This window comes from Rhizobium sp. 05N430 (assembly GCF_056396985.1).
In genome coordinates this window covers 108,329-129,921 of record NZ_JBFTMO010000007.1, presented here as the reverse complement: position 1 = coordinate 129,921, position 21,593 = coordinate 108,329, and the positions used below count along the sequence as shown (strand labels likewise).

Sequence of the window (21,593 nt, the reverse complement as noted above, 5' to 3'; positions counted from 1 at the left end):
TTGCAGACATCGTCATTGCATCGGCGCAATTTGAAAGGTGAGAACCAGGCGAGGCGAGCGCTAAGCCCCTCCCTCTTGTGGGGAGGGGCTGGGGAGGGGATTTGGCCAAGACCAATGATCTCACCGCTTCAACTCCCAAGTCGTGACCCGCTCGCCGCTCGCCGCATCCTTGCCGTCCTTCAGCTGCACGCCCTCGGCCAGCAGTTCGTCACGCAGCTTGTCCGCCTCGGCGAAATTTTTCGCCTTCAACAGCTCAAGCCGCGCCGCGACGCGCCGGTCGATGTCGAGGGCGACGGCCTCGTCCACCTCCGTCTTCTCCGGCAAAACGCCGAGCAGCGCCGCACTGGCCGCAAACACCGAGGGATCGCCGCCTTGCGCCAGCGCATGCAGCGCCTGCACAGCGGCGACCGTGTTGAGGTCATCTGCCAGCGCCGCCAGCACCGCTGCATCTGGCTCGGCATTTCCGGCATCAACCGCCGGCCACTTTGCCAGCAGACGCTCCGCTTCCTCGAGCCGCTTGATCGAGAAATCGATCGGCTCGCGGTAATGCGTCATCAGCATCGCCAGCCGCAGCACTTCGCCCGGCCATGTCCGGCCGCCGAATTTTTCGGTGTGCAGCAGCTCGTAGATGGTGACGAAATTGCCTTCGGATTTCGACATCTTGCGGCCTTCGACCTGCAGGAAGCCATTATGCATCCAGACATTCGCCATCACCTCGGTGCCGTGGGCGCAGCGTGACTGGGCGATCTCGTTTTCATGGTGCGGGAAGATCAGGTCGAGCCCGCCGCCGTGAATGTCGAAGACCTCGCCGACATAGCGCTGGCTCATCGCTGAGCACTCGATATGCCAGCCCGGACGGCCGCGACCCCAGGGGCTCTCCCAGCCGGGTTCGTTATGCGACGAGAGCTTCCAGAGCACGAAGTCGCCGGGGTTCTTCTTGTGGGCATCGACGGCGATGCGCGCGCCCGCCTGCTGCTCATCGAGATTGCGCTTCGACAGCTCGCCGTAGTCACGCATCGAGCGGGTGTCGAACAGCACTTCGCCCTCGGCCTGATAGGCGTGGCCATTGGCCAGCAGCTTCTCGATGATCTCGATCATCCCGCCGATATTCTCGGTCGCCCGCGGCTGATGCGTCGGCTCCAGGCAGCCGAGCGATCTGGCGTCGTCCAGAAACTGCGTCTCGGTTTTCTCTGTGACGCGGCGGATCGCCTCGTTCAGGGGCAGGCCGGGATAATCGCGCAGGGCGCGGGCGTTGATCTTGTCGTCGACGTCGGTGATGTTGCGCGCATAGACGACCTTTTCGGCGCCATAGACATGCCGTAACAGCCGGAACAGCACGTCGAAGACGATGACCGGGCGGGCATTGCCGATATGGGCGAAATCATAGACAGTCGGGCCGCAGACATACATGCGGACATTGTCGCGATCGATCGGCGCAAACACCGTCTTTTCGCGCGTCAGCGTGTTGTACAGTCGAAGTTCAGCCTGACCGGCCATGTCTTGTTCTCCCAATGCAATGTTCCGAAAAATGCCACCACCGGCGGGCCGAGGCGTTTATCTCTTTGCGTATTTGGGAGACGAAAACGGCCAGGCCAGCGAGCGCGCTAGCGAATAATCTTCCGGCAGTTAATGCAGATAACCGTTTTCATAGCGCGTTTTATGGCGCGGGAACGGGCATTGGTCAAGTGGGGGTGAGGCCCGGTGCGGCAAAGCCGCAGCGATCGATCCCGTGAATCGATCGCAGGGCCGATCGCCCGAAGCGCAAGCGAAGAGCAGGGCGTCAACGCGCGTTCATTCCATGCTATCACCGCAGTCGAAACAGATGAGATCAATCCCGTGCGCCGCGTCTTCCGCCTGCTCATCACCGCCATCATCCTGACGGTTGTCGCCTACGGCGCCTATCTGGCATACGATCGGGCCATGACGCCATTCTCGCCGCCATCACTTGCCGACTATCCGATCCAGGGCATCGATATCAGCCACCACCAGGGCGATATCGACTGGGCCAAGCTCAAAGGCCAGCCCAACGTCCGCTTCGTCATCATGAAGGCGACCGAAGGCGGCGATCATCGCGACCGGAAATTCGCGGAGAATTGGCAGGCCGCCAAGGACGCAGGCATCATCCGCGGCGCCTACCACTTCTTCACCTTCTGCCGCCCAGGCGCAGAACAGGCGGATAACGTGCTGGCCACCATCCCCGCCGATGCTGATACCCTGCCACTGGTACTCGACCTCGAATTCACCGGCAATTGCGGCAAGGTGCCGACGCTGGACGAACTCAGCGCCGAGCTATCGGCCTTCTACACGCGCCTCACCCGCTATCCCGGCCGGCCGCTGTTCTACATGAACGAAAGTTTCTTCGAGCAATATTTCGCCGGCAATGAAAACCGCTTCCCGTCCCACGACCTCTGGATCCGCAGCATCGCGCACCGGCCGGATTGCAGCCGCTGGTCGCTCTGGCAATTCGCCGACGATGGGAAGGTGGAAGGCATCAAGGGCGCGGTCGATCTCAACGCGCTATGCCCGGAGAGCGGGTTGGCGCCGTATTTTTCCTGGCCGTCGAGATAGCTCACGACGGCAGGTGATAATCGACCAGCTTGTTTTCGCGGACGATGAAGAGCTTGCCGGTTTCGGTGACATCGGGGCCGGTGAGCGGCAGGATGGCCTTGGCGACTTCCGACGGATGCGGCAGGCTTGCCGGGTCTTCGCCGGGAACGGCTTGGGCGCGCATGGCGGTGCGGGTGGCACCCGGATCGACGCTGGTGATGCGCAGCGGCGTCGACTGGCTTTCACCGGCCCAGGTGCGGGCCAGCGCCTCGACGGCGGCCTTGGAGGCGGAGTAGGGGCCCCAGAACGGGCGACACTTGTGGGCAGCGGCCGAGGACAGGATCACGGCGCGGCCGGCTTCGGCGCGGGTCAGCAGCGGATCGACGGAACGGATCAGGCGCCAAGTGGCGTTGACATTGATATTCATCACCTTCTCGAAAGTCTTCGCCTCGACATGGCCGATCGGCGAGATGACGCCGAGCACGCCGGCATTGGCGACGAGAATGTCGAGCTTGCCCCAGCGTTCGAAGATCGAGCCGCCGAGGCGGTCGATGGCGTCCATGTCGGCAAGATCGAAGGGGACCAGCGTGGCACTGCCGCCCGCCGCCTTGATCGCATCGTCGAGATCCTCGAGGCCGCCGACGGTGCGGGCGCAGGCAATCACATGCGCGCCGGCCTTGGCGAGTTCGAGCGCGGTGAAGTAGCCGATGCCGCGCGAAGCGCCTGTTACGAGTGCGATCTTGCCTTCAAGGTTGATAGTCATTGTGCCCCGGTCTCTGCGTCACAGGAAAAACAAGGGGCGCAATAAGCGCCCCTCGATAAAATGTCAAAGCCGATACAGTCAGCCGTTGGTCGCCAGCAGCGAGACCTTGCGGCCTACAGTCTCGCCATCCTTGTCGAGCAGGCGGGTCGGGTAGTCGCCGGTGAAATAGTGGTCGGTGAACTGCGGGCGGGCGTTGTTGCGGTCTTCGCCGCCGACGGCGCGGTAGAGGCCGTTGATCGACAGGAACTCAAGTGAATCGGCGCCGATATATTTGCACATCGCTTCCAGGCTCTCGTACTGGTTGGCGAGTAGCTTGTCGCGATCCGGCGTATCGATGCCGTAGAAGTCGGGATAGTAGATCATCGGGCTGGCGACGCGCAGATGCACTTCCTTGGCGCCGGCATCGCGGATCATCTGCACGATCTTCAGCGATGTCGTGCCACGCACGACCGAGTCGTCGACGAGTACGACGCGCTTGCCTTCGATCATTGCCCGGTTGGCGGAATGCTTCAGCTTCACGCCGAAGGCGCGGATCTGCTGCGTCGGCTCGATGAAGGTACGGCCGACATAATGGTTGCGGATGATGCCGTATTCGAAGGGAATACCGCTCTCCTGCGCATAGCCGAGAGCAGCCGGCGTGCCGCCATCGGGAACGGGAACGACGACGTCGGCTTCGACGGGCGCTTCCTTGGCGAGGTTGATGCCCATGTTCTTGCGGGCAACATAGACGCTGCGGCCGCTGACCACCGAATCCGGACGGGCGAAATAAACATATTCGAACAGGCAGAGGCGCTCCGGCTGGCCGTTGCCGGCCTTGCGGGCGTCGATGGTGATCGAGCCATCCGGCTGGATCTCACAGATGATGACTTCGCCATTCTCGACGTCGCGGATGAACTTTGCGCCGATGATATCCAGCGCACAGGTTTCGGATGCGAAGATCGGCTTGCCGTCGAGCTCGCCCATCACCAGCGGACGGATGCCGGTGGGGTCGCGCGCCGCGATCAGCTTGGTGCGGGTGATCGCCACCATCGAATAGCCGCCTTCCATCTGGCGGATGGCGTCGATGAAGCGGTCGGCGGTCGAGGTGTAGCGCGAGCGGGCGATGAGGTGGAGAACGACTTCGGTATCGGAGGTCGCCTGGAAGATGGCGCCACCGGCGATCAGCTGGCGGCGAAGGGTCAGGCCGTTGGTGAAGTTGCCATTATGGGCAATGGCGATGCCGCCGACTTCGAGTTCGGCAAACAGCGGCTGCACGTTGCGCAGCGCCACTTCGCCCGTCGTCGAATAGCGGTTGTGACCAATCGAGATATTGCCGGGCAGGCGGGCCAGCGTCGTCGGGTTGGTATAGTGGTCGCCGACCAGACCCATATGCCGTTCCGAGTGGAAGCGCAGTCCGTCGAAGGAGACGATACCGGCGGCTTCCTGCCCGCGGTGCTGGAGGGCGTGAAGCCCAAGCGCCGTCAGCGTTGCCGCATCGGGATGGCCGAGAATACCGAAGACGCCGCACTCTTCGTGGAGCGTATCCCCGTCGAGTTCGTCATTGAGCGTCAGGGAATAGGACTGGTTCATCGATGCGGGCCTTTGCTCTCACAAGAATGGATCGGCTTTTCCATAGCATGACGCCGTCATCATGCGTTTTAAACGGCTGAGGCCCGGCAGAGCGGTTGCCCGGCCGGACCTTTACTGTACGTCCCGCTCAAATGGCAATTGCCATCGTGCAGGTCAAGCTGTTGAACACTGTGTCAATTCGACTGCGGTTGCGCAGGGGCTGCGGGTGCGGCCGGTGCTGCATCGTCCGCCGGCGCCTGATCGGTGGCCGGTGCATTGGCGTTGCCCGTATTTTCGCTCGGCGGAAGAACCTTGTCCATCACGCTCGTGCGTACCATTTGGGCGAATTCTTCCGGCAGGACCGATTGCAGCTTCACGACCATCGAGTCGAGGAACGGCTTGGACTTGGCGTTGTTGACCCAGCCCGGACGGTGATCGGCATCGACAAGCCAGTTCCAGAAGGCGACGGCAACGACGAGCAGCAGTATGCCGCGTGCAGCACCGAAGAGGAAGCCCAAAGTACGGTCAAGCGCGCCGATACGGCTGTCGATGATGAAATCGGCAATCTTCATGGTGATGAAGGAGATGACGATCAGCGCGATCAGGAACACGACCGCGGCAGAGCCGACGATCGCGATGCGGTCGTCATCGGTGTACTTCTTCGCGTAGGGCACCAGGTAGTGGTAGAGGTAGTAGGCTGCGGCAGCCGAGCCACCCCAGCTTGCGATCGACAGGACCTCACGGGAAAAACCGCGGACCATCGCCAATACGGCGGAGAAGAGTACGACGCCGATGACAATACCGTCGAAAATCGTAATGGGCATATAAATTCAACTCCAGGGCCCTTACGTTTCCGCAAGCGGGCCGCGCCTCATTCGTGTGCATCCTATATCACTACCGTTTGCGGCAATGAAAGGATCAACCGTCGTCTTCCACACGTCGTAGCGCACCCTTCGATCCGGCGATGCGCGCGACCAGGTCCGGCAGGCTCTCTATCTCGTTCCAGCGTCCGCCCGTGCCCTTCGGCAGATCGGCGGTCGCTGTTGGAAGCAGCGCTGCAGAAAATCCCAGCTTCTCGGCTTCTTTGAGGCGCTGGGCGGTGTGCGCAACCGGTCGGACGGCCCCCGACAGACTGACTTCGCCGAAATAGACGCAATCGGCCGGGAGAGCAATACCGGCAAGCGATGAAACAAGGGCCGATGCGACCGCCAGATCGGCTGCCGGCTCGGAGATCCGGTAACCGCCGGCGATGTTCAGATAGACGTCGTGCTGACCGAGCTTCACGCCGCAATGGGCTTCGAGCACTGCCAGGATCATCGAAAGCCTTGCCGAGTCCCAGCCGACGATGGCGCGGCGCGGCGTACCGAGCGATGTCGGCGCCACCAGCGCCTGTACCTCGACGAGGATGGGCCGAGTGCCTTCCATGCCGGCAAACACCGCTGCACCCGGCGATTTTTCGTTGCGTTCTCCGAGGAACAGCTCGGAAGGATTGGCAACCTCGCGCAGGCCCTTGTCGGACATTTCGAAGACGCCGATCTCGTCGGTCGGTCCGAAGCGGTTCTTGACGGTGCGCAGGATGCGGTAGTGGTGGCCGCGATCGCCCTCGAAATAGAGGACTGCATCGACCATGTGTTCGACGACGCGCGGTCCGGCGATCTGGCCGTCCTTCGTGACGTGGCCGACGAGCACCATGGCGGCTCCGGTCTGCTTGGCGAAACGGATCATCGCCTGAACGCCGGTTCTGACCTGGGTGACGGTGCCCGGCGCCGATTCCGCCAGGTCGCTCCACAGCGTCTGGATGGAATCGATGATCACCAGATCGGGGCGCTTGCCCTCGGCAAGCGTCGCGAGGATGTCCTCGACATTGGTTTCGGCAGCCAGCATCACGGCGGTATCGGCCGCGTTCAGCCGCTGGGCGCGCAGGCGCACCTGGGCGACGGCCTCTTCGCCCGACACGTAGATGATCTTGTGTCCACGGCGCGACAATGCCGCCGCTGCCTGCATCAGCAGCGTCGACTTGCCGATACCGGGATCACCGCCCACCAATACGGCCGAACCGCGGACGAAGCCGCCGCCGAGCGCCCGGTCGAGTTCGGAGATGCCGGTATGGATGCGCGGCGCTTCCTCGATCTCGCCCGAAAGCGCGGTGAGGGCAACGGGACGCCCCTTCTTCGGCGTTTTGGCCGGTCCGCCGCCGATGCCGCCCATCGGATCTTCCTCGACGATGGTATTCCACTCGCCGCAGCCTTCGCACTTTCCGGCCCAGCGGTTGTGGACCGTGCCGCAGTTCTGGCAGGTGAATTGAGTTCTGGCCTTCGCCATCAGCTTGGACTTTCAATTCTGGAGTTGGCGCCGCCATCCGGTCGCGGATGATTCGCTCTTTCATCCATATGTCGGTCCGTTCGGCGCCCGACGCAACAGGCGATAGGCGTGCGGTCAGAGCAGCACACGCGCATGCGACTTTAGTTTAATGATCTGCTGATCTATTGGCGAATTATTAAGCCGAGAGGGCCATTTATAGCACGCGGAGTTCGGCATCGGCCGGCTCGTGTCTATGGTGGAGATTGACTTGAAAAAATCATACCTTGCTGTTCGCGCGCTTGTCATTGCCGCGAACATCGCTTCGCCGCTCGCAATACATCCCGCAGCCGCTGCAACGCCCCCTGCAGACGGATTGCCGAAACCCTCGATCTCCAAGGCGCTTGATGCGCTTCTGCTGCCGGTCAACAAGGCCGTCGTCAAGAAGTTCAAGCTCGCCAAGGGAGAGCATGGCGTTCTGGTACTTTCCGTAAAGCCGGGCGGCGTTGCCGACAAGCAAGGGATCAAGCCGGGCGACGTTCTTTCCGAGGTTCATGGCCATAAGGTTCATAAGCCCGTCGATGTCGATGTCGCTGTCAGGCGCGATCTGAAGGCAGGCCATTCGGATGTCGCGCTTTCGCTGGAGCGCGACGGTGCGGTGGTCGCGGTTGCCGCTGTCATCACGATGGAGTCCTACAGCGAGGCCGTATCGCTGACCGAGGTTTCGAGCTGGGAAAGCGACACGTCCGATGCGTCCTTCTCCTATTCGGAATATGTGTCCGAAGAATCGGAGACCATCGAGTCCTCCTACGAGAGCGAGGAGAGCGTTGTCGAGGAAGCGATGACGCAGGAGGAATCTGCCACGGACGAAGAGTCCAGCGCAGATGAAGCCGACGACAGCGACGATAGTGCCGATGACGGAGACGGTGACGACGGAGACGGCGGCTCCGACGAAGAATAATCCAAAACCGAATTCGGGGCGGCCGTGCGCAAGCGCGGCCGACTATTTAACGTCGGCGGATCAGCCTTCAACGCGCTCCCTCAATTGAGGCTGGCGACACCAATCAAAACTAATGATTTTCCTATCATCGGCCGCGGTGGCAGGTTGCAATGCTCATTTTATGGAACATTGCTCATGCTCGATTATTCGCTCGCCCATTGGATTACTTTCCTGACAGCCGCCGTTCTTTTGAACCTGTCGCCAGGGCCTGATATGGCCTTCATCCTCGGCCATACGATCAAGAGCGGCACGCGCGCCGGTTTTTCGGCCGTCTTCGGCGTCTGGAGCGGTGCCTTCATGCATGTGCTGTTTGCCGCCTTCGGCCTGTCGGCGGTACTGGCCGCATCGGCTTTTGCCTTTTCCGCGGTCAAGTGGGTCGGCGGCGCCTATCTGGTCTGGCTCGGCGTTCAGGCTTTGCGGTCGGGCGGAGAGGGCGGTTTCATCAAGGCGGCGGCGGAAACGATGGCCTGGCACCGGATCTACCGGCAGGGCGTGCTGGTCTCGCTGCTCAATCCGAAGGTGGCGATCTTCTTCCTCGCCTTCCTGCCGCAATTCGTCGTCGAAGGCGCTGGCCCGGTCTGGCTGCAGCTTGCCGTCCATGGCGTCCTGATCATCGCTGTCGCGATGCTCATCGAGCCGCCGTTGATCCTTGCAGGCGGGAAGCTCGCCGAACTCGTCAAGGGCAATCGCAAGATCGGCCTGTGGCTCGATCGCGGGCTCGGTGCACTGCTGGTGGCGCTCGGCGTCCGCCTGGCGCTCACCACCCGCTAAGCGCGCCTATTCCTCGTCGGTGACATATTTCCGCTCGTGGCGAAGGCCGACGCTGGTCAGCATCTCGTAGCCGATCGTGCCGGCGGCGCGCGCCGCGTCATCGACGGGAATATTCTTGCCGAACAGCTCGATATAGTCTCCGGCGCGGATCAGATTGTCGGGCAGGTCGGTGACGTCGAAGATCGTCAGGTCCATGGTGATCCGCCCGGCAACGGGCACCGTGTATCCTTCGAAGAAGCCCTGGCCGCCCTGCGGTAGCGCATTGCGCAGCGGCACGCCGCCGCTCGACTGGCTGCGCATGTAGCCATCCGCATAACCGGCGGCGACGATCGCCAGCCGGCTGTCGCGGGTGAGTTTCAACGCCCGCCCGTAGCTGACGCTCTCTCCGGCGCGCACGGTGCGCACCTGGATCACCCGCGCTTCGGCGGTGGCGACCGGACGCATCGGGTTTGCCATGCCGTTGACCGCCTCGCCGCCATAGAGCGCGATGCCGGGGCGGGTCAGGTCGAAGTGGTAGTTGTCGCCGAGGAAGATGCCGGCAGAGGCCGCCAGGCTTGAATCGATACCTTCATAGGCGGCGGTAACCTTGCGGAATGATTCAAGCTGCTGCTTGTTCATTGGCGAAAGCTGATCGTCGCCGCAGGCAAGATGGCTCATAACGAGGACCGGCGCAAAGCTTGCCGGACGCGATACGTCGTCGGCCAGCGCCAGGGCCTCGTCGATATGCAGCCCAAGCCGGTTGAAGCCGGTATCGACATGCAACGCGCAGGGATAATCGCCATAGTCGGACAGCACCGCCATCCAGAATGCGAGCTGCTCTTCGGAGGAGATCACGGGCACCAGATCGTTCTCGAAGAAGCGCCGCTCGGTACCCGGCCAGATGCCCGAGAGCACGAAGATCCGGGCCTCCGGCGCATAGAGCCTGAGCGTCACGCCCTCATCGACCGTCGCCACGAAGAAATCGCGCGCACCTGCCAGATAGAGCGTCTCCCCGGCATCCTCGATCCCCATGCCATAGGCGTCAGCCTTGACGACAGCCGATGCCCGCGCCTTGCCCGAGCGCCGCGCCATGTCCTGCCAGTTCTGCGCAAGCGCAGAGAGATCCACGGTCAGCCGCAGACCGGCGGATTCAAAATGATCGTCTTCAAAGGCATCGGAAATATCGGTCATCGCACACATCAAAAAAGAAAGGCCGGAGAGGTGTCTCCGGCCAGTCTAAAGCTCATGAGGTCAGAGGGGAAGCCCGGCGCTGCATTGCAGCAACCAGTCCTCAATGTTCTTCGTATTGCGTGAACGACGGCTCGGCGAGGTCGGCGAAGCGGGTGAACTCCGACTGGAAGGCGAGCTTGACGGTGCCGGTCGGTCCGTGGCGCTGCTTGGCGATGATAACATCGGCCGTGCCCTTGACCTTGTCGAACAGCGCTTCCCATTCCGCATATTTCGGATCGGCGGGATCGCGGGGCTCAAGGTTCTTGACGTAATATTCCTCGCGGAACACGAAGAGCACGACGTCGGCGTCCTGCTCGATCGAGCCCGATTCACGAAGGTCGGAGAGCTGCGGGCGCTTGTCGTCACGGCTTTCGACCTGACGCGACAGCTGCGACAGCGCCACGATCGGAACGTTGAGTTCCTTGCCGAGCGCCTTGAGGCCCGTGGTGATCTGGGTGATTTCCTGGACGCGGTTTTCGCCCGATTTGCCCGAGCCGGTCATCAGCTGGATATAGTCCACCACGAGGCAATCGAGGCCGCGCTGGCGCTTCAGGCGGCGGGCGCGGGCCGATAGCTGGGCGATCGAGATACCACCGGTCTGGTCGATATAAAGCGGCACCTTCTGCATCATCATCGAGCAGGCGACGAGCTTTTCGAAATCGGCGTCGTTGATATCACCGCGGCGGATCTTCGAGGAGGAGACTTCCGTCTGCTCGGAGATGATACGGGTGGCCAGCTGTTCGGACGACATTTCGAGCGAGTAGAAGCCGACGACGCCGCCATTCTTCGCCTTGTAGCTGCCGTCCGCTTGGATTTCGCCCTCATAGGCGGCGGCGATGTTATAGGCGATGTTGGTGGCGAGCGAGGTCTTGCCCATACCCGGACGTCCGGCGAGCACGATCAAGTCGGAGCGCTGCAACCCGCCCATCTTGCCGTCGAGCGAATGGATGCCGGTGGAGATGCCGGACAGACCGCCGTCACGCTCCTTGGCGACGGCGGCCATGTCGATCGCCAGCGCCACGGCGTCGTTGAACGACTGGAAGCCGCCGTCGTAGCGGCCGTTTTCGGCCAGTTCGAACAGCCGGCGCTCGGTGTCTTCGATCTGCGCCTGCGGCGGCATGTCGAGCGGCGCGTCATAGGCGATGTTGACGACATCCTCGCCGATGGTGATCAGCGCCCGGCGCAGCGCAAGATCGTAGATGGCGCGGCCATAGTCTTCGGCATTGATGATGGTGACGGCTTCGCGGGCGAGGCGGGCCAGATATTCCGACACCGTCATGTCGCCGACCTTCTCGTCGGCCTTCAGGAAGGTCTTGATCGTCACCGGGTTTGCGATCTTGCCCATGCGGATGATGTCGCCCGCGACCTCGAAGATCTTGCGGTGCAGCGGCTCGTAGAGATGGATCGGCTTGAGGAAGTCGGACACCCGGTAATAGGCGTCGTTGTTCATCAGGATCGCCCCCAGAAGCGCCTGCTCCGCCTCGATATTGTTGGGGGCTTCGCGGTAATGCTGCTCGGCAGGAGCAACGGCTGCAATCTTTCGCGCTGCGTCGTTCATCGTCATCCGTTCTGTCGTTTCTATCCCGGATTTGAAGACAGCCACCCGCAAATGCAAGTGCATGGCTGCAACAGCGCCTGCCGGTCGTCAAAATCCATTGCGCTTTGCACGTTGTTCGACTTGTCCACAGCGGCTTCGGGCCTGTGGACAAAATATGCTATCGTGTCACCCTGGGGACACGGCAGGAAGGCTGCGACTCAGGCGCCGATTCCATAGCGGTCATTTTACCCGCAAGCGTCTGAAGTTAGCACTTGAAAAAATACAAATTTTGATTTAGATAGCAGTAATATAATTAGTGCACTAACAAAAATGGACTGGAATCTATGGCGAATAAGCTGCTTGGCCGCGAACTGATCGAAGACATCGCTGCCTTCACCCGCAAGCTGAGAGCGACTTTCGACGCCAAGGTGAGGGAGCGCAACATGACGCTGCCACGCGCCCGGGTGTTCTTTAATCTCAACAAGAAGGACGGCATCAACCAGCGCGAACTCGCCGACCGGCTGGAGCTGGAGACCCCGACGCTGGTGCGCATTCTCGATGCGATGGAAGGGCAGGGCTATGTCGAGCGCCGCGTCGCCGGCTCCGACCGCCGCGCCAAGGAAATCTACATGACAGATGCCGGGCGGGTGGTTGCCGGCGAAGTCGAGGCTCTGGCCGAGGATATTCGCGGCCAGATCATCTCCGGTATTCCCGAAAACGATCTCCGGACTACCTTGAATGTTATCCGCGCGATGCAGGCAAACCTGGCGGCCGTTCGCGGGCAATGAGGATGCTCGCATGAGCCTCGCCGAGACAGCCAATGGCAATGCTGGGCCCGCCCGCAAGGGCGAGGAAGAGGCCGTTATGCCGCCGCCCGCAGCGCCTGTCCTGCCGGCGCCGCTGGCCCGCTGGAAGGTGCCGCTCTACATGGCCTCCTCGGTGCTGTTCTTCCTGACCCAGGGGTTGGGGATGAACCTGCTGACGGCCAATATCTATCAGCTGCAGGGCTCGTTCTCTGCGACCACGATCGAAGTGTCCTGGCTTTCGGCCGCCTATATGGCGCCCTATGCCAGCCTCGCCATCGCGCTCTTCAAGATCCGCACGCAATATGGCCTGCGCCGCTTCGCGGAATTCAGCATTATCTGCTTCCTCTTCGCCTCGATGATGAACCTGCTGATCACCGATCTGCATTCGGCAATCGTCGTGCGCGCCATCAGCGGCATGGCGGCCGCTCCGCTCTCGACGCTCGGCTTCCTCTATATGCTGGAAGCCTTCCCGCCGGAGAAGAAGCTTTCGGTGGGGCTTAGCCTTGCCTTGATGAACACGCTGTTTGCTGCGCCGATCGCCCGCATCATCTCTCCCTCGCTGCTCGATCTCGGCGGCTACAGCGCTCTCTACACCTTCGAGATGGGATTGGCGCTGATTGCGCTGCCGGTCATCTACCTGCTGCCGCTGACGGCGCCGCCGCGCGCCAATGTCATTCAGCGGCTCGACATCCTGAGCTATCTGCTGCTCGCCGTCAGCTTCGGCTGCCTCGCCGTCGTGCTCACGCTCGGGCGGCTCTACTGGTGGTTCGAAGTGCCCTGGCTCGGCGTCGTGCTCGCTGTCTCGATCGGCGCCCTGACGCTGATGTTCCTGATCGAGCTGCCGCGCGCCAATCCGATGATCGATCTGCGTTGGGTTCTGTCAGGCCCGAACCTGCGCATGGCCGGCCTGCTACTGCTCTTCCGCTTCGTCTCCTCGGAGCAATCGACGACGGCCGCCAATTTCTATCAGCAGCTCGGCCTGCTCAACGACCAGACGATCCACCTCTACGGGATCATCCTCTTGTCTTCGCTCGCAGGCGGGCTCTTCTGCGCCTATCTGATGGTGACGCGCTATGTCGAGACCGCCCATGTGCTGGCGCTGATCCTGATTGCAGCTGGTGCCTATATCGACAGCCAGTCGACCAGCCTGACACGGCCGCCCGAAATGTATCTGAGCCAGGCGATGGTCGCTGCCGGGGCGGCGATGTTCCTGCCGCCGGTCATGTCGAAAGGCTTTGCCGCAGTGCTCGCCAAGGGCATGCCCTATATCGTCAACTTCCTGGTGATCTTCCTGTTCACCCAGTCGATCGGTTCGTTGTTTGCTTCGTCGGTGCTCGGCACCTTCGTAGTCATCCGCGAGAAGTTTCATTCGAACGTTCTCGTCGAGCATATCCTGCTCACCGATCCGATCGTCGCCCAGCGGGTATCACAGCTTTCGGCGGCCTACGGCAAGGTCATCACCGACAAGACGCTGCTGAATGCCGAGGGCCTCTCGCTGCTTGGCCAGCAGGTAACCAGGGAAGCCTATGTCCTTGCCTATAACGACGCCTTCTACATGATCTTCCTGTCCTGCCTGGCAGGTCTCGTCGTCCTTCTTCTTCATCTCGCATGGAAGCGCCGGCCCTGGCAGAACGGGCCGGAGGCAGCCCTTGCGCAATCCTGAGCCAGAGGCCCCGTCCGCATGTTCAAGTCCCTCCGCTCGCCCACCTCGCTGATCGTGCTGATCGCCGGCGCCGCCGGTATTCTGCTGGTGCTCTATGCCTGGCGCCTGCCGCCCTTCGTCACCTCGGTGGAGACGACGGATAATGCCTATGTCCGTGGCTACGTCACGCTGATGAGCCCGCAGGTCAGCGGCTACGTCGTCGACGTCCCGGTCAAGGACTACGAGCATGTGAAGCAGGGGCAGGTCCTCGCAAAGATCGATGACCGCATCTATGCACAGAAGCTGGCCCAATCGCGCGCCGCACTCGACGGCCAGAAAGCCTCGCTCGCCAATTCCCACCAGCAGGAGCTCTCTGCGCAAGCCACCATTGCCTCCAGCCAGGCGCAAATCGACAGCGCCAACGCGGCGCTTAAACGCGCTCAGCTCGCCTGGGATCGCGTCGACAATCTCAGCAACCGCGGCATCGCCTCGGCCAGCGAATCCGAAGCCGCCCAGGCAACCCTTGATCAGGCGAAGGCTGCGCTCAATCAGGCGCAGGCGGCTCTTGAGGTCTCCAGGCAGAGCCTGGCGACGATCATCGTCAACCGCGCGTCTCTGGAAGCCAATGTCGCGGGCGCCGAGGCAGCGGTCCAGCTCGCCGAGATCGACCTGCAGAACACGTCGATCGTTGCGCCGCGCGACGGCCATCTCGGGGAGATCGGCGTGCGTATCGGCCAGTATGTGACGTCCGGCACGCAGCTGATGGCGGTTGTCCCCGAAGATGTCTGGGTGATCGCCAATTTCAAGGAAACCCAGCTCGATGGCATGCAGGTCGGCCAGCCGGTATCCGTCTCGGTTGATGCACTCGGCCACCACCGCCTGACCGGCCGCGTCGAGCGCTTCTCGCCGGCTGCAGGTTCCGAATTCGCCGTCATCAAGCCGGACAACGCCACCGGCAATTTCACCAAGGTGGCCCAGCGCGTCGGTGTCCGCATCAGCATCGACCCCGGCCAGGAGCTGGCAAAGGATCTGGCACCCGGGCTCTCGGTGGAGGTGCGCATCGACAAGAGCGCCGCACCGCTGAAGAGTGTTGCGGAGAACTAGAGACGAAAAAGCCCGGCGCAAGGCCGGGCTTTCCGTATCAGCAGGTGCAAGCGAAGCTTATGCTTCGTCTTCGTCAACGCCGTCAGCTTCCGGATCGAAGAAGTCTTCCGGACGCAGTGCGTCTTCGTCAACGCCGTAGATCGCGTCAACCGAGGTCAGGGTCTCGCCCTTGAGCTGGCGTTCGGCTTCTTCGGCAGAACGGGCAACGTTGAGTTCGACGTGAATCTCGACTTCGGCGTGAAGCTGGATCGCAACCTTGTGCAGGCCGATTGCCTTGATCGGCGTGTTCAGGTGAACCTGGTTACGGCCGATGTTGAAGCCTTCGGCAGCCAGGATTTCGACGACGTCGCGAGCAGCGACCGAGCCGTACATCTGGCCGGTTTCGCCAGCCGAACGGACGACGATGAAGGACTTGCCGTCGAGAACGTCGGCAACCTTCTGGGCTTCCGACTTGCGCTCGAGGTTACGGGCTTCGAGCGTTGCACGCTCGGCTTCGAAACGCTTGCGGTTGGCTTCGTTGGCGCGCAGCGCCTTGCCGAGCGGCAGCAGGTAGTTACGGGCAAAGCCGTCGCGAACCTTGACGGTTTCGCCCATCTGGCCGAGCTTGGAGATGCGTTCGAGAAGAATGACGTCCATGTTAGAGTTCCTTTCTTAGATGTTCGAATCTGTTGGTTTAGGGGCATCACCATCCTTGTTGGGGGTCAGAGCGATCGCTTTGCGCGTATCGGAAAGACCGACGACCAGGATGAAAAAGGCTGGCAGCATCAGGAGAAGCGATGCCAGGTAGCAGAGGATCAGCGCCGGTAGGCGCCAGTCCTTGCCGCGCGTACGGAAATGCAGCGAGGCGAAGCCGGAGAGCAGGAAGCCGGCGCCGAACGTGCCGACGACGGTTGCTCCGATCATCGCCGGAACGCCGCCGAAAAAGGTGGCGGCCAGACCGGCGAGGAAGATGAAGATCGAATTGCGGTTCATGCGCAGCGCCGACGGAATGTCCTCGCGCGGACGAAGCGCGCGGCCGGAAGCATTCACGATCCGCGTGGCGATGTAATAGGCCGCAAACAGCAGAACCACCCACATCGACCCCTGGATGGCAGGCAGCATCAGCACCAGCAGCGACTTGGTCTGCGCAGCGGCGGCGGCGTCGATATTCAGCTCCGGCTGCTGCTGGGCAAAGGAGGTGAACAGCGTATCGACCATCTGGCTGACGAGATCCGGGCCGTAGCCGATCATGAAGCCGGTGACGATGACCGCAAGCGTCACCAGGCCGCAGAGATGCAGCAGGATGTCGGAGAGCGGGTACCAGGCCATCAGATTGTCGGGGCCGCCAAGTTCGGCGGCGGGGCGGGCGAGATTGGCGAGGTGGCTGATCCAGCCGGCCGGCAGCAGCGTCACCAGCGTCATCATCAGCGCGAAGGTCGGCGAGATGGCCACGGCACCGAGAACACCGGCGGTAACGACAGCCGAGATCGCCGCAGCATTGCCCCAGCCAAGACCGACGAGAAGAATGGGGAGGGCCGAAGCCGCGTAAAGCACGGCGCTGAACGACAATTGAACGCTCGCGCCGAGCACCAGAAGTGCGGCGGTCAAACCGGCGAGAGCGCCGATCAATAGCGTTTTAGAGTTCAGTTTGTTCACGATCGCTGTCCTGCTTTATCAAGCAGTTAGAGGGATTTTTCTGAATCGGTTTCAGAAAGACCTCAACATGGGTTTTAAGAGTTCCGATCCGCGCCCATCGCGAAAGGGAGAAGGGAAGGCATTTCTGCCTTCCCTCGATTTGGTCTCGTCAGCCGATTAGGCGACGACGTACGGCAGCAGGCCGAGGAAGCGGGCGCGCTTGATCGCCTGAGCGAGCTCGCGCTGCTTCTTCTGGGAAACAGCCGTGATACGGGAAGGAACGATCTTGCCGCGCTCGGAAATGTAGCGCTGCAGGAGACGAACGTCCTTGTAGTCGATGCGCGGAGCGTTTGCACCAGAGAAGGGGCAAGTCTTGCGACGACGGTGGAACGGGCGACGAACCGGTGCGGAGGAAGCTTCAGACATTATCAGATCTCCTTAAGCGCGGTCTTCGCGGGGAGCGCGGTCCGGACGCGGGCCACGCTGGAAGTCGCCGTCACGGCGCGGCGGACGGTCGCCGAAGTCGCGGCGCGGGCCACGGTCGCCGCCTTCACGCGGGCCGCGGTCGTCGCGGTCGCGCTTCTGCATCATGGCAGACGGGCCTTCTTCGTGCTTTTCAACAGCGATCGTCATGTAGCGCAGGACGTCTTCGCTGATGCGCATCTGACGTTCCATTTCCTGCACGGCAGCAGCCGGGGCGTCGATGTCGACGAGAACGTAGTGAGCCTTGCGGTTCTTCTTGATGCGGTAGGTGAGGGACTTGAGGCCCCAGTTTTCGACGCGCCCGACTTTACCACCGTTAGCTTCGAGGACACCCTTGTACTGTTCTACGAGGGCATCAACCTGCTGAGCGGAAATATCCTGCCGGGCAAGGAATACATGTTCATAAAGAGCCATGACAGCTTTGCCTTTCTTGCGTTTGTTTCAACCCGAACTTCGGCGGCTAAGCCTCAACGACTGCTCCTGATGGGCGAGCCCAGGCAAGAAAAGCGTTTCCGAGACGGTCGAGAGCGGAGACACGGGAGGCTGGAACGCTTCCGTTCCGACGATTCCCTCGCGGAAACCGGCCCTCCGTTCAGCCACCAGCCAGAAGACCGGGTTTGCGAACAGGGGCGCTTATACGGGTTTTTCGGGAGAAGGCAAGGGTAACAGGTGAATTAACGAGTAAAGCTCGGATGGCAGCTCTACCAAAGAGAAAAGCCGCGCAAGGATTGCGCGGCTTGCTTCTTCTTTTACAGCGGCATCGGATACTGCCGGTGCACCTTCTCGATCTCGTCCAACACCTCATGCGAGAGCTTTACGTCGGTGGCGCCGATATCGATCTTCAGCTGGTCCATCGTCGTCGCGCCGATGATGACCGAGGCCATGAAGCGGCGGGTGAGGCAGAAGGCGAGTGCCATAGCCGATGGGTCGAGGCCGTGCTTGGCGGCGATCTCGAGATAGGCCTTGGTCGGCGCTTCCTGCAGCGGCTGCAGGCGGCCGCCGAGGTCGCCGTTGATCGAAGCACGTGATCCCGCGGGCTTTTCGCCGTTCTGGTACTTGCCGGAAAGAATGCCGGCGGCGAGTGGCGAATAGGCGAGCAGGCCGACGTCTTCGTGATGCGATAGCTCGGCGAGATCCAGATCGAAATGGCGATAGAGCAGGTTGTATTCGTTCTGGACGCTGGCGACGCGCGGCAGGCCCTTATGCTCCGAGAGCGTCAGATATTTCTGGATGCCCCAGGTCGTCTCGTTGGAGAGGCCGATGGCGCGCACCTTGCCGTCCTTCACCAGCGTACCCGCCGTCTCCAGAATCTCCAGAATATTGGCGGCAGCCTTGGCGCGATCCTGCTTGAAGGGATCGTAGTGCCAGTTCTGGCGGAAATGGAAATGGCCGCGGTTCGGCCAGTGGATCTGGTAGAGGTCGATATAGTCGGTCTTCAGCCGCTTGAGGCTCGCTTCGACGGCGAGCGTCATGTTCTTGGCATCGGCGCCTTCGCCGCCGCGGATATAGGAGCGGCCATGACCGGCAACTTTGGTGGCGAGAACCACGTCCTTGCGCTTGCCGGTCTTTTCGAACCAGCTGCCGATAAATTGCTCGGTGTGGCCGTATGTTTCGGCCGAAAGCGGCGTCGTCGGGTAGAGTTCGGCCGTATCGAAGAAGTTTACGCCTTTTTCGACAGCGTAATTCATCTGTTCGTGAGCTTCTTCTTCGCTGTTCTGCGTGCCCCAGGTCATGGTGCCCAGGCAGATTTGCGAGACGGAAATGCCGGTACGGCCTAATGTATTGAACTTCATCGGAAAACCTTGAAAGCAGTGAGAGTGGGATACTCTACGGGAGGGCGGCGCAAATTTAGGCGGGAATTGAGCGAGCGCAAGTGCAAAAAGCCCGGTTTCTCGCACCTGCAAAAGGCTCTGGAGACCGCGAACGGGCTATTGACTCCTCAGGAAAGAACGTCAATTGGAGGCGAAATCGCCCAAATGACATAATAGGGATATTGAAATGACGGTCGCTTTTACATTTCCGGGCCAAGGCAGCCAGGCTGTCGGCATGGGCAAGGAGCTTGCCGAAAACTTCGCCGAAGCCCGCGCGGTATTCGATGAAGTCGACGAGGCGCTCGGCGAGAAGCTGTCGTCCATCATGTTCGAAGGTCCCGAAGAGACGCTGACGCTGACGGCAAACGCCCAGCCGGCGCTGATGGCCGTCTCCATGGCCGTCATCCGTGTGCTGCAGGCCAAGGGCCTGGATCTCAAGTCGAAGGTTTCCTATGTCGCCGGCCACTCGCTCGGCGAATATTCCGCTCTCTGCGCCGCAGGCACGTTCTCGCTGGCAGATACCGCCCGCCTGCTGCGCATCCGCGGCAATGCCATGCAGGCAGCCGTGCCCGTCGGTGTCGGCGCCATGGCGGCGATCATCGGCCTCGAACATGCCGATGTGATCGCCGTTTGCGAAGAAGCCTCTGCCCTCGGTTCGGTGCAGATCGCCAACGACAATGGCGGCGGCCAGCTGGTGATTTCAGGTGAGAAGGCGCCGGTCGAAAAAGCGGCAGCGCTCGCCACCGAAAAGCGCGCCAAGCGCGCCATCCTGCTGCCGGTCTCCGCTCCCTTCCATTCGACGCTGATGGCACCTGCCGCCGACGCGATGCGCGACGCGCTTGCCGGCGTTTCGAAGTCCGATCCTATTGTGCCTGTTATCGCCAATGTGCGCGCAGCACCGGTCACCAATGCCGATGAGATCGCCAAGCTGCTCGTCGAGCAGGTCACTGGCCAGGTCCGCTGGCGCGAAACGGTGGAATGGTTTGCCGCCAACAATGTCACGACGCTCTATGAACTCGGCTCCGGCAAGGTGCTGACGGGTCTGGCGCGCCGCATCGACAAGACGGTCAATGGCATCGCAGTCAACACGGCCGCCGATATCGACGCGGCCATCGCCGCCCTCATGGCCTGATCGGCCCCACCAGACATAAGGAACGCCCCCATGCTCGATCTTACCGGCCGCAAGGCTCTCGTCACAGGCGCATCCGGCGGCATCGGCGAGGAAATCGCCCGCCTCCTTCACAAGCAGGGTGCCATCGTCGGCCTGCACGGCACGCGCGTCGAGAAGCTGGAAGCACTGGCGGCCGATCTCGGCGATCGGGTCAAGATCTTCCCGGCGAACCTTTCGAACCGCGACGAAGTCAAGGCGCTTGGCGCCAAGGCCGAAGAAGAGCTCGGCGGCGTCGATATCCTGGTCAACAATGCCGGCATCACCAAGGACGGTCTCTTCGTGCGCATGAGCGATGAGGACTGGGACAGCGTCATCCAGGTCAACCTGACTTCGACCTTCCTGCTGACCCGCGAGCTGACGCATCCGATGATGCGCCGCCGCTTCGGCCGCATCATCAACATCACCTCGATCGTCGGGGTGACAGGCAATCCGGGCCAGGCCAACTACTGCGCCTCCAAGGCAGGCATGGTCGGCTTTACCAAGTCGCTGGCGCAGGAAATCGCCACCCGCAACGTCACCGTCAATTGCGTCGCGCCGGGCTTCATCGAAAGCGCCATGACCGGCAAGCTGAACGACAAGCAGAAGGACGCGATCATGGGCGCGATCCCGATGAAGCGCATGGGCACGGGCGCCGAAGTCGCCTCCGCCGTCGCCTATCTCGCCTCCAACGAAGCGGGCTACATGACGGGCCAGACGCTGCACGTAAACGGTGGCATGGCCATGATCTGAAACGGGAAACCGGCCCTCCCGGCGTTTTTCACGTCAATAGCGTGTTGACCAATCTGGCGGGGTTGATTTTCTGGCTTTGCGGCAGACATAAACCATGTTAAGCGGGCCAATGACTGTGAACAGTCGTCCCGGGAAACAAGGCGAACCGGCAGGCTTTCAGCCAGCCAGCGACACCGCAAGCCGGGCCAACGAGTTTGCTGAACGCGTCGAGAAGGCGCGGTAAGCTGAAAACAGGGTAGGGGTGCCAGAAGGCACTCTGATCAGGACATAAGGTCGAGGAAACCGACATGAGCGATATCGCAGAACGCGTAAAGAAAATTGTTATTGATCATCTTGGCGTCGATGCCGACAAGGTTGTCGAAGGCGCAAGCTTTATCGACGATCTGGGCGCTGACTCGCTCGACACCGTCGAACTGGTCATGGCATTCGAAGAAGAATTCGGCGTTGAAATTCCTGACGACGCAGCTGACTCGATCCTGACGGTCGGCGATGCAGTCAAGTTCATCGAGAAGGCCCAGGCTTAATCCTGAGCGATTTTCAAAGGGCGGGCCACGAGTCCG

At 61.7% G+C, this 21,593-nt stretch carries 21 protein-coding genes; 9 read left to right on the top strand and 12 right to left on the bottom strand.

Translation table 11 applies throughout. The features are described 5' to 3' along the window. Positions 1 to 120: 120 nt before the first annotated feature. Positions 121 to 1,497, bottom strand: a complete 1,377-nt coding sequence (gene cysS / locus AC1DJO_RS16455) for a cysteine--tRNA ligase (RefSeq protein WP_477971786.1) — start codon at positions 1,495 to 1,497, stop codon at positions 121 to 123. A gap of 339 nt (positions 1,498 to 1,836) precedes the next feature. Here cysS and AC1DJO_RS16450 point away from each other — a divergent pair, with 339 nt between their 5' ends. Next, positions 1,837 to 2,568: a GH25 family lysozyme gene (locus tag AC1DJO_RS16450; RefSeq protein ID WP_477972015.1), complete on the top strand. Its 732-nt coding sequence runs from the start codon at positions 1,837 to 1,839 to the stop codon at positions 2,566 to 2,568. 1 nt (position 2,569) lies between these two features. On the opposite strand, the gene AC1DJO_RS16445 is transcribed toward AC1DJO_RS16450, so the two are convergent. The 4 genes from AC1DJO_RS16445 to radA all read right to left on the bottom strand — a co-directional run bounded on the left by AC1DJO_RS16445 (position 2,570) and on the right by radA (position 7,180). Beyond that, positions 2,570 to 3,310: an SDR family NAD(P)-dependent oxidoreductase gene (locus AC1DJO_RS16445; RefSeq protein ID WP_112517085.1), complete on the bottom strand. Its 741-nt coding sequence runs from the start codon at positions 3,308 to 3,310 to the stop codon at positions 2,570 to 2,572. 78 nt (positions 3,311 to 3,388) lie between these two features. After that, complete coding sequence (purF, locus tag AC1DJO_RS16440; RefSeq protein ID WP_477971784.1) at positions 3,389 to 4,879, bottom strand: amidophosphoribosyltransferase; 1,491 nt, start codon at positions 4,877 to 4,879, stop codon at positions 3,389 to 3,391. Between the two features lie 173 nt (positions 4,880 to 5,052). Further along, positions 5,053 to 5,682: a CvpA family protein gene (locus AC1DJO_RS16435; RefSeq protein WP_477971782.1), complete on the bottom strand. Its 630-nt coding sequence runs from the start codon at positions 5,680 to 5,682 to the stop codon at positions 5,053 to 5,055. 94 nt (positions 5,683 to 5,776) lie between these two features. Further along, positions 5,777 to 7,180, bottom strand: coding sequence for a DNA repair protein RadA (radA, locus tag AC1DJO_RS16430; protein ID WP_112390849.1), 1,404 nt, complete (start codon positions 7,178 to 7,180; stop codon positions 5,777 to 5,779). Positions 7,181 to 7,427: 247 nt separating this feature from the next. Between radA and AC1DJO_RS16425 the strand changes: the two genes are divergently transcribed. Together AC1DJO_RS16425 and AC1DJO_RS16420 are read left to right on the top strand one after the other, a co-directional pair. Then, entirely contained in the window at positions 7,428 to 8,117 is a 690-nt protein-coding gene (locus AC1DJO_RS16425) for a PDZ domain-containing protein (protein WP_112517339.1), read from the top strand. Between the two features lie 174 nt (positions 8,118 to 8,291). Continuing rightward, positions 8,292 to 8,927, top strand: a complete 636-nt coding sequence (locus AC1DJO_RS16420) for a LysE family translocator (protein WP_477971780.1) — start codon at positions 8,292 to 8,294, stop codon at positions 8,925 to 8,927. Between the two features lie 6 nt (positions 8,928 to 8,933). On the opposite strand, the gene alr is transcribed toward AC1DJO_RS16420, so the two are convergent. Together alr and AC1DJO_RS16410 are read right to left on the bottom strand one after the other, a co-directional pair. Then, positions 8,934 to 10,097, bottom strand: coding sequence for an alanine racemase (gene alr, locus AC1DJO_RS16415; RefSeq protein WP_477971778.1), 1,164 nt, complete (start codon positions 10,095 to 10,097; stop codon positions 8,934 to 8,936). Positions 10,098 to 10,197: 100 nt separating this feature from the next. Continuing rightward, positions 10,198 to 11,694 (bottom strand): replicative DNA helicase, encoded by a 1,497-nt coding sequence (locus AC1DJO_RS16410; protein ID WP_310298694.1) that lies wholly within the window; start codon positions 11,692 to 11,694, stop codon positions 10,198 to 10,200. 323 nt (positions 11,695 to 12,017) lie between these two features. Here AC1DJO_RS16410 and AC1DJO_RS16405 point away from each other — a divergent pair, with 323 nt between their 5' ends. Genes AC1DJO_RS16405 through AC1DJO_RS16395 form a run of 3 tightly spaced genes read left to right on the top strand, consistent with a single transcriptional unit; the run spans position 12,018 to position 15,225 of the window. Next, positions 12,018 to 12,461 (top strand): MarR family winged helix-turn-helix transcriptional regulator, encoded by a 444-nt coding sequence (locus AC1DJO_RS16405; protein ID WP_477971776.1) that lies wholly within the window; start codon positions 12,018 to 12,020, stop codon positions 12,459 to 12,461. 10 nt (positions 12,462 to 12,471) lie between these two features. Continuing rightward, positions 12,472 to 14,142, top strand: a complete 1,671-nt coding sequence (locus AC1DJO_RS16400) for an MFS transporter (protein WP_477971774.1) — start codon at positions 12,472 to 12,474, stop codon at positions 14,140 to 14,142. Between the two features lie 18 nt (positions 14,143 to 14,160). Next, positions 14,161 to 15,225, top strand: coding sequence for an HlyD family secretion protein (locus tag AC1DJO_RS16395; protein WP_477971772.1), 1,065 nt, complete (start codon positions 14,161 to 14,163; stop codon positions 15,223 to 15,225). A gap of 57 nt (positions 15,226 to 15,282) precedes the next feature. On the opposite strand, the gene rplI is transcribed toward AC1DJO_RS16395, so the two are convergent. The 5 genes from rplI to AC1DJO_RS16370 form a co-directional block, all read right to left on the bottom strand. Next, complete coding sequence (gene rplI, locus AC1DJO_RS16390; RefSeq protein WP_112517079.1) at positions 15,283 to 15,861, bottom strand: 50S ribosomal protein L9; 579 nt, start codon at positions 15,859 to 15,861, stop codon at positions 15,283 to 15,285. 15 nt (positions 15,862 to 15,876) lie between these two features. Then, positions 15,877 to 16,860 (bottom strand): DUF2232 domain-containing protein, encoded by a 984-nt coding sequence (locus AC1DJO_RS16385; RefSeq protein ID WP_477949809.1) that lies wholly within the window; start codon positions 16,858 to 16,860, stop codon positions 15,877 to 15,879. A 156-nt stretch (positions 16,861 to 17,016) separates the two neighbouring features. Beyond that, on the bottom strand, positions 17,017 to 17,265 hold the full coding sequence (gene rpsR, locus AC1DJO_RS16380) for a 30S ribosomal protein S18 (RefSeq protein ID WP_004680498.1): 249 nt from the start codon (positions 17,263 to 17,265) through the stop codon (positions 17,017 to 17,019). A 12-nt stretch (positions 17,266 to 17,277) separates the two neighbouring features. Further along, positions 17,278 to 17,736, bottom strand: a complete 459-nt coding sequence (gene rpsF, locus AC1DJO_RS16375) for a 30S ribosomal protein S6 (RefSeq protein WP_112390859.1) — start codon at positions 17,734 to 17,736, stop codon at positions 17,278 to 17,280. A gap of 335 nt (positions 17,737 to 18,071) precedes the next feature. Then, on the bottom strand, positions 18,072 to 19,115 hold the full coding sequence (locus AC1DJO_RS16370) for an aldo/keto reductase (RefSeq protein ID WP_477971770.1): 1,044 nt from the start codon (positions 19,113 to 19,115) through the stop codon (positions 18,072 to 18,074). 205 nt (positions 19,116 to 19,320) lie between these two features. Between AC1DJO_RS16370 and fabD the strand changes: the two genes are divergently transcribed. The 3 genes from fabD (at position 19,321) to AC1DJO_RS16355 (ending at position 21,557) form a co-directional block, all read left to right on the top strand. Then, positions 19,321 to 20,265: an ACP S-malonyltransferase gene (fabD, locus tag AC1DJO_RS16365; RefSeq protein WP_477971768.1), complete on the top strand. Its 945-nt coding sequence runs from the start codon at positions 19,321 to 19,323 to the stop codon at positions 20,263 to 20,265. Between the two features lie 30 nt (positions 20,266 to 20,295). After that, entirely contained in the window at positions 20,296 to 21,033 is a 738-nt protein-coding gene (gene fabG, locus AC1DJO_RS16360; RefSeq protein WP_112390863.1) for a 3-oxoacyl-[acyl-carrier-protein] reductase, read from the top strand. 287 nt (positions 21,034 to 21,320) lie between these two features. Beyond that, positions 21,321 to 21,557 (top strand): acyl carrier protein, encoded by a 237-nt coding sequence (locus AC1DJO_RS16355; RefSeq protein ID WP_003502080.1) that lies wholly within the window; start codon positions 21,321 to 21,323, stop codon positions 21,555 to 21,557. Positions 21,558 to 21,593 lie beyond the last annotated feature (36 nt).

What these genes read in the sequence shown, in the direction of transcription:
- radA (WP_112390849.1), bottom strand. Translation starts at nt 7,180, where the DNA reads ATGGCGAAGGCCAGAACTCAATTCACCTGCCAGAACTGCGGCACGGTC.
- AC1DJO_RS16445 (WP_112517085.1), bottom strand. Translation starts at nt 3,310, where the DNA reads ATGACTATCAACCTTGAAGGCAAGATCGCACTCGTAACAGGCGCTTCG.
- AC1DJO_RS16355 (WP_003502080.1), top strand. Translation starts at nt 21,321, where the DNA reads ATGAGCGATATCGCAGAACGCGTAAAGAAAATTGTTATTGATCATCTT.
- fabD (WP_477971768.1), top strand. Translation starts at nt 19,321, where the DNA reads ATGACGGTCGCTTTTACATTTCCGGGCCAAGGCAGCCAGGCTGTCGGC.
- AC1DJO_RS16395 (WP_477971772.1), top strand. Translation starts at nt 14,161, where the DNA reads ATGTTCAAGTCCCTCCGCTCGCCCACCTCGCTGATCGTGCTGATCGCC.
- rplI (WP_112517079.1), bottom strand. Translation starts at nt 15,861, where the DNA reads ATGGACGTCATTCTTCTCGAACGCATCTCCAAGCTCGGCCAGATGGGC.
- alr (WP_477971778.1), bottom strand. Translation starts at nt 10,097, where the DNA reads ATGACCGATATTTCCGATGCCTTTGAAGACGATCATTTTGAATCCGCC.
- rpsR (WP_004680498.1), bottom strand. Translation starts at nt 17,265, where the DNA reads ATGTCTGAAGCTTCCTCCGCACCGGTTCGTCGCCCGTTCCACCGTCGT.
- AC1DJO_RS16400 (WP_477971774.1), top strand. Translation starts at nt 12,472, where the DNA reads ATGAGCCTCGCCGAGACAGCCAATGGCAATGCTGGGCCCGCCCGCAAG.
- purF (WP_477971784.1), bottom strand. Translation starts at nt 4,879, where the DNA reads ATGAACCAGTCCTATTCCCTGACGCTCAATGACGAACTCGACGGGGAT.
- rpsF (WP_112390859.1), bottom strand. Translation starts at nt 17,736, where the DNA reads ATGGCTCTTTATGAACATGTATTCCTTGCCCGGCAGGATATTTCCGCT.
- AC1DJO_RS16405 (WP_477971776.1), top strand. Translation starts at nt 12,018, where the DNA reads ATGGCGAATAAGCTGCTTGGCCGCGAACTGATCGAAGACATCGCTGCC.
- AC1DJO_RS16410 (WP_310298694.1), bottom strand. Translation starts at nt 11,694, where the DNA reads ATGAACGACGCAGCGCGAAAGATTGCAGCCGTTGCTCCTGCCGAGCAG.
- AC1DJO_RS16420 (WP_477971780.1), top strand. Translation starts at nt 8,292, where the DNA reads ATGCTCGATTATTCGCTCGCCCATTGGATTACTTTCCTGACAGCCGCC.
- AC1DJO_RS16435 (WP_477971782.1), bottom strand. Translation starts at nt 5,682, where the DNA reads ATGCCCATTACGATTTTCGACGGTATTGTCATCGGCGTCGTACTCTTC.
- AC1DJO_RS16370 (WP_477971770.1), bottom strand. Translation starts at nt 19,115, where the DNA reads ATGAAGTTCAATACATTAGGCCGTACCGGCATTTCCGTCTCGCAAATC.
- fabG (WP_112390863.1), top strand. Translation starts at nt 20,296, where the DNA reads ATGCTCGATCTTACCGGCCGCAAGGCTCTCGTCACAGGCGCATCCGGC.
- cysS (WP_477971786.1), bottom strand. Translation starts at nt 1,497, where the DNA reads ATGGCCGGTCAGGCTGAACTTCGACTGTACAACACGCTGACGCGCGAA.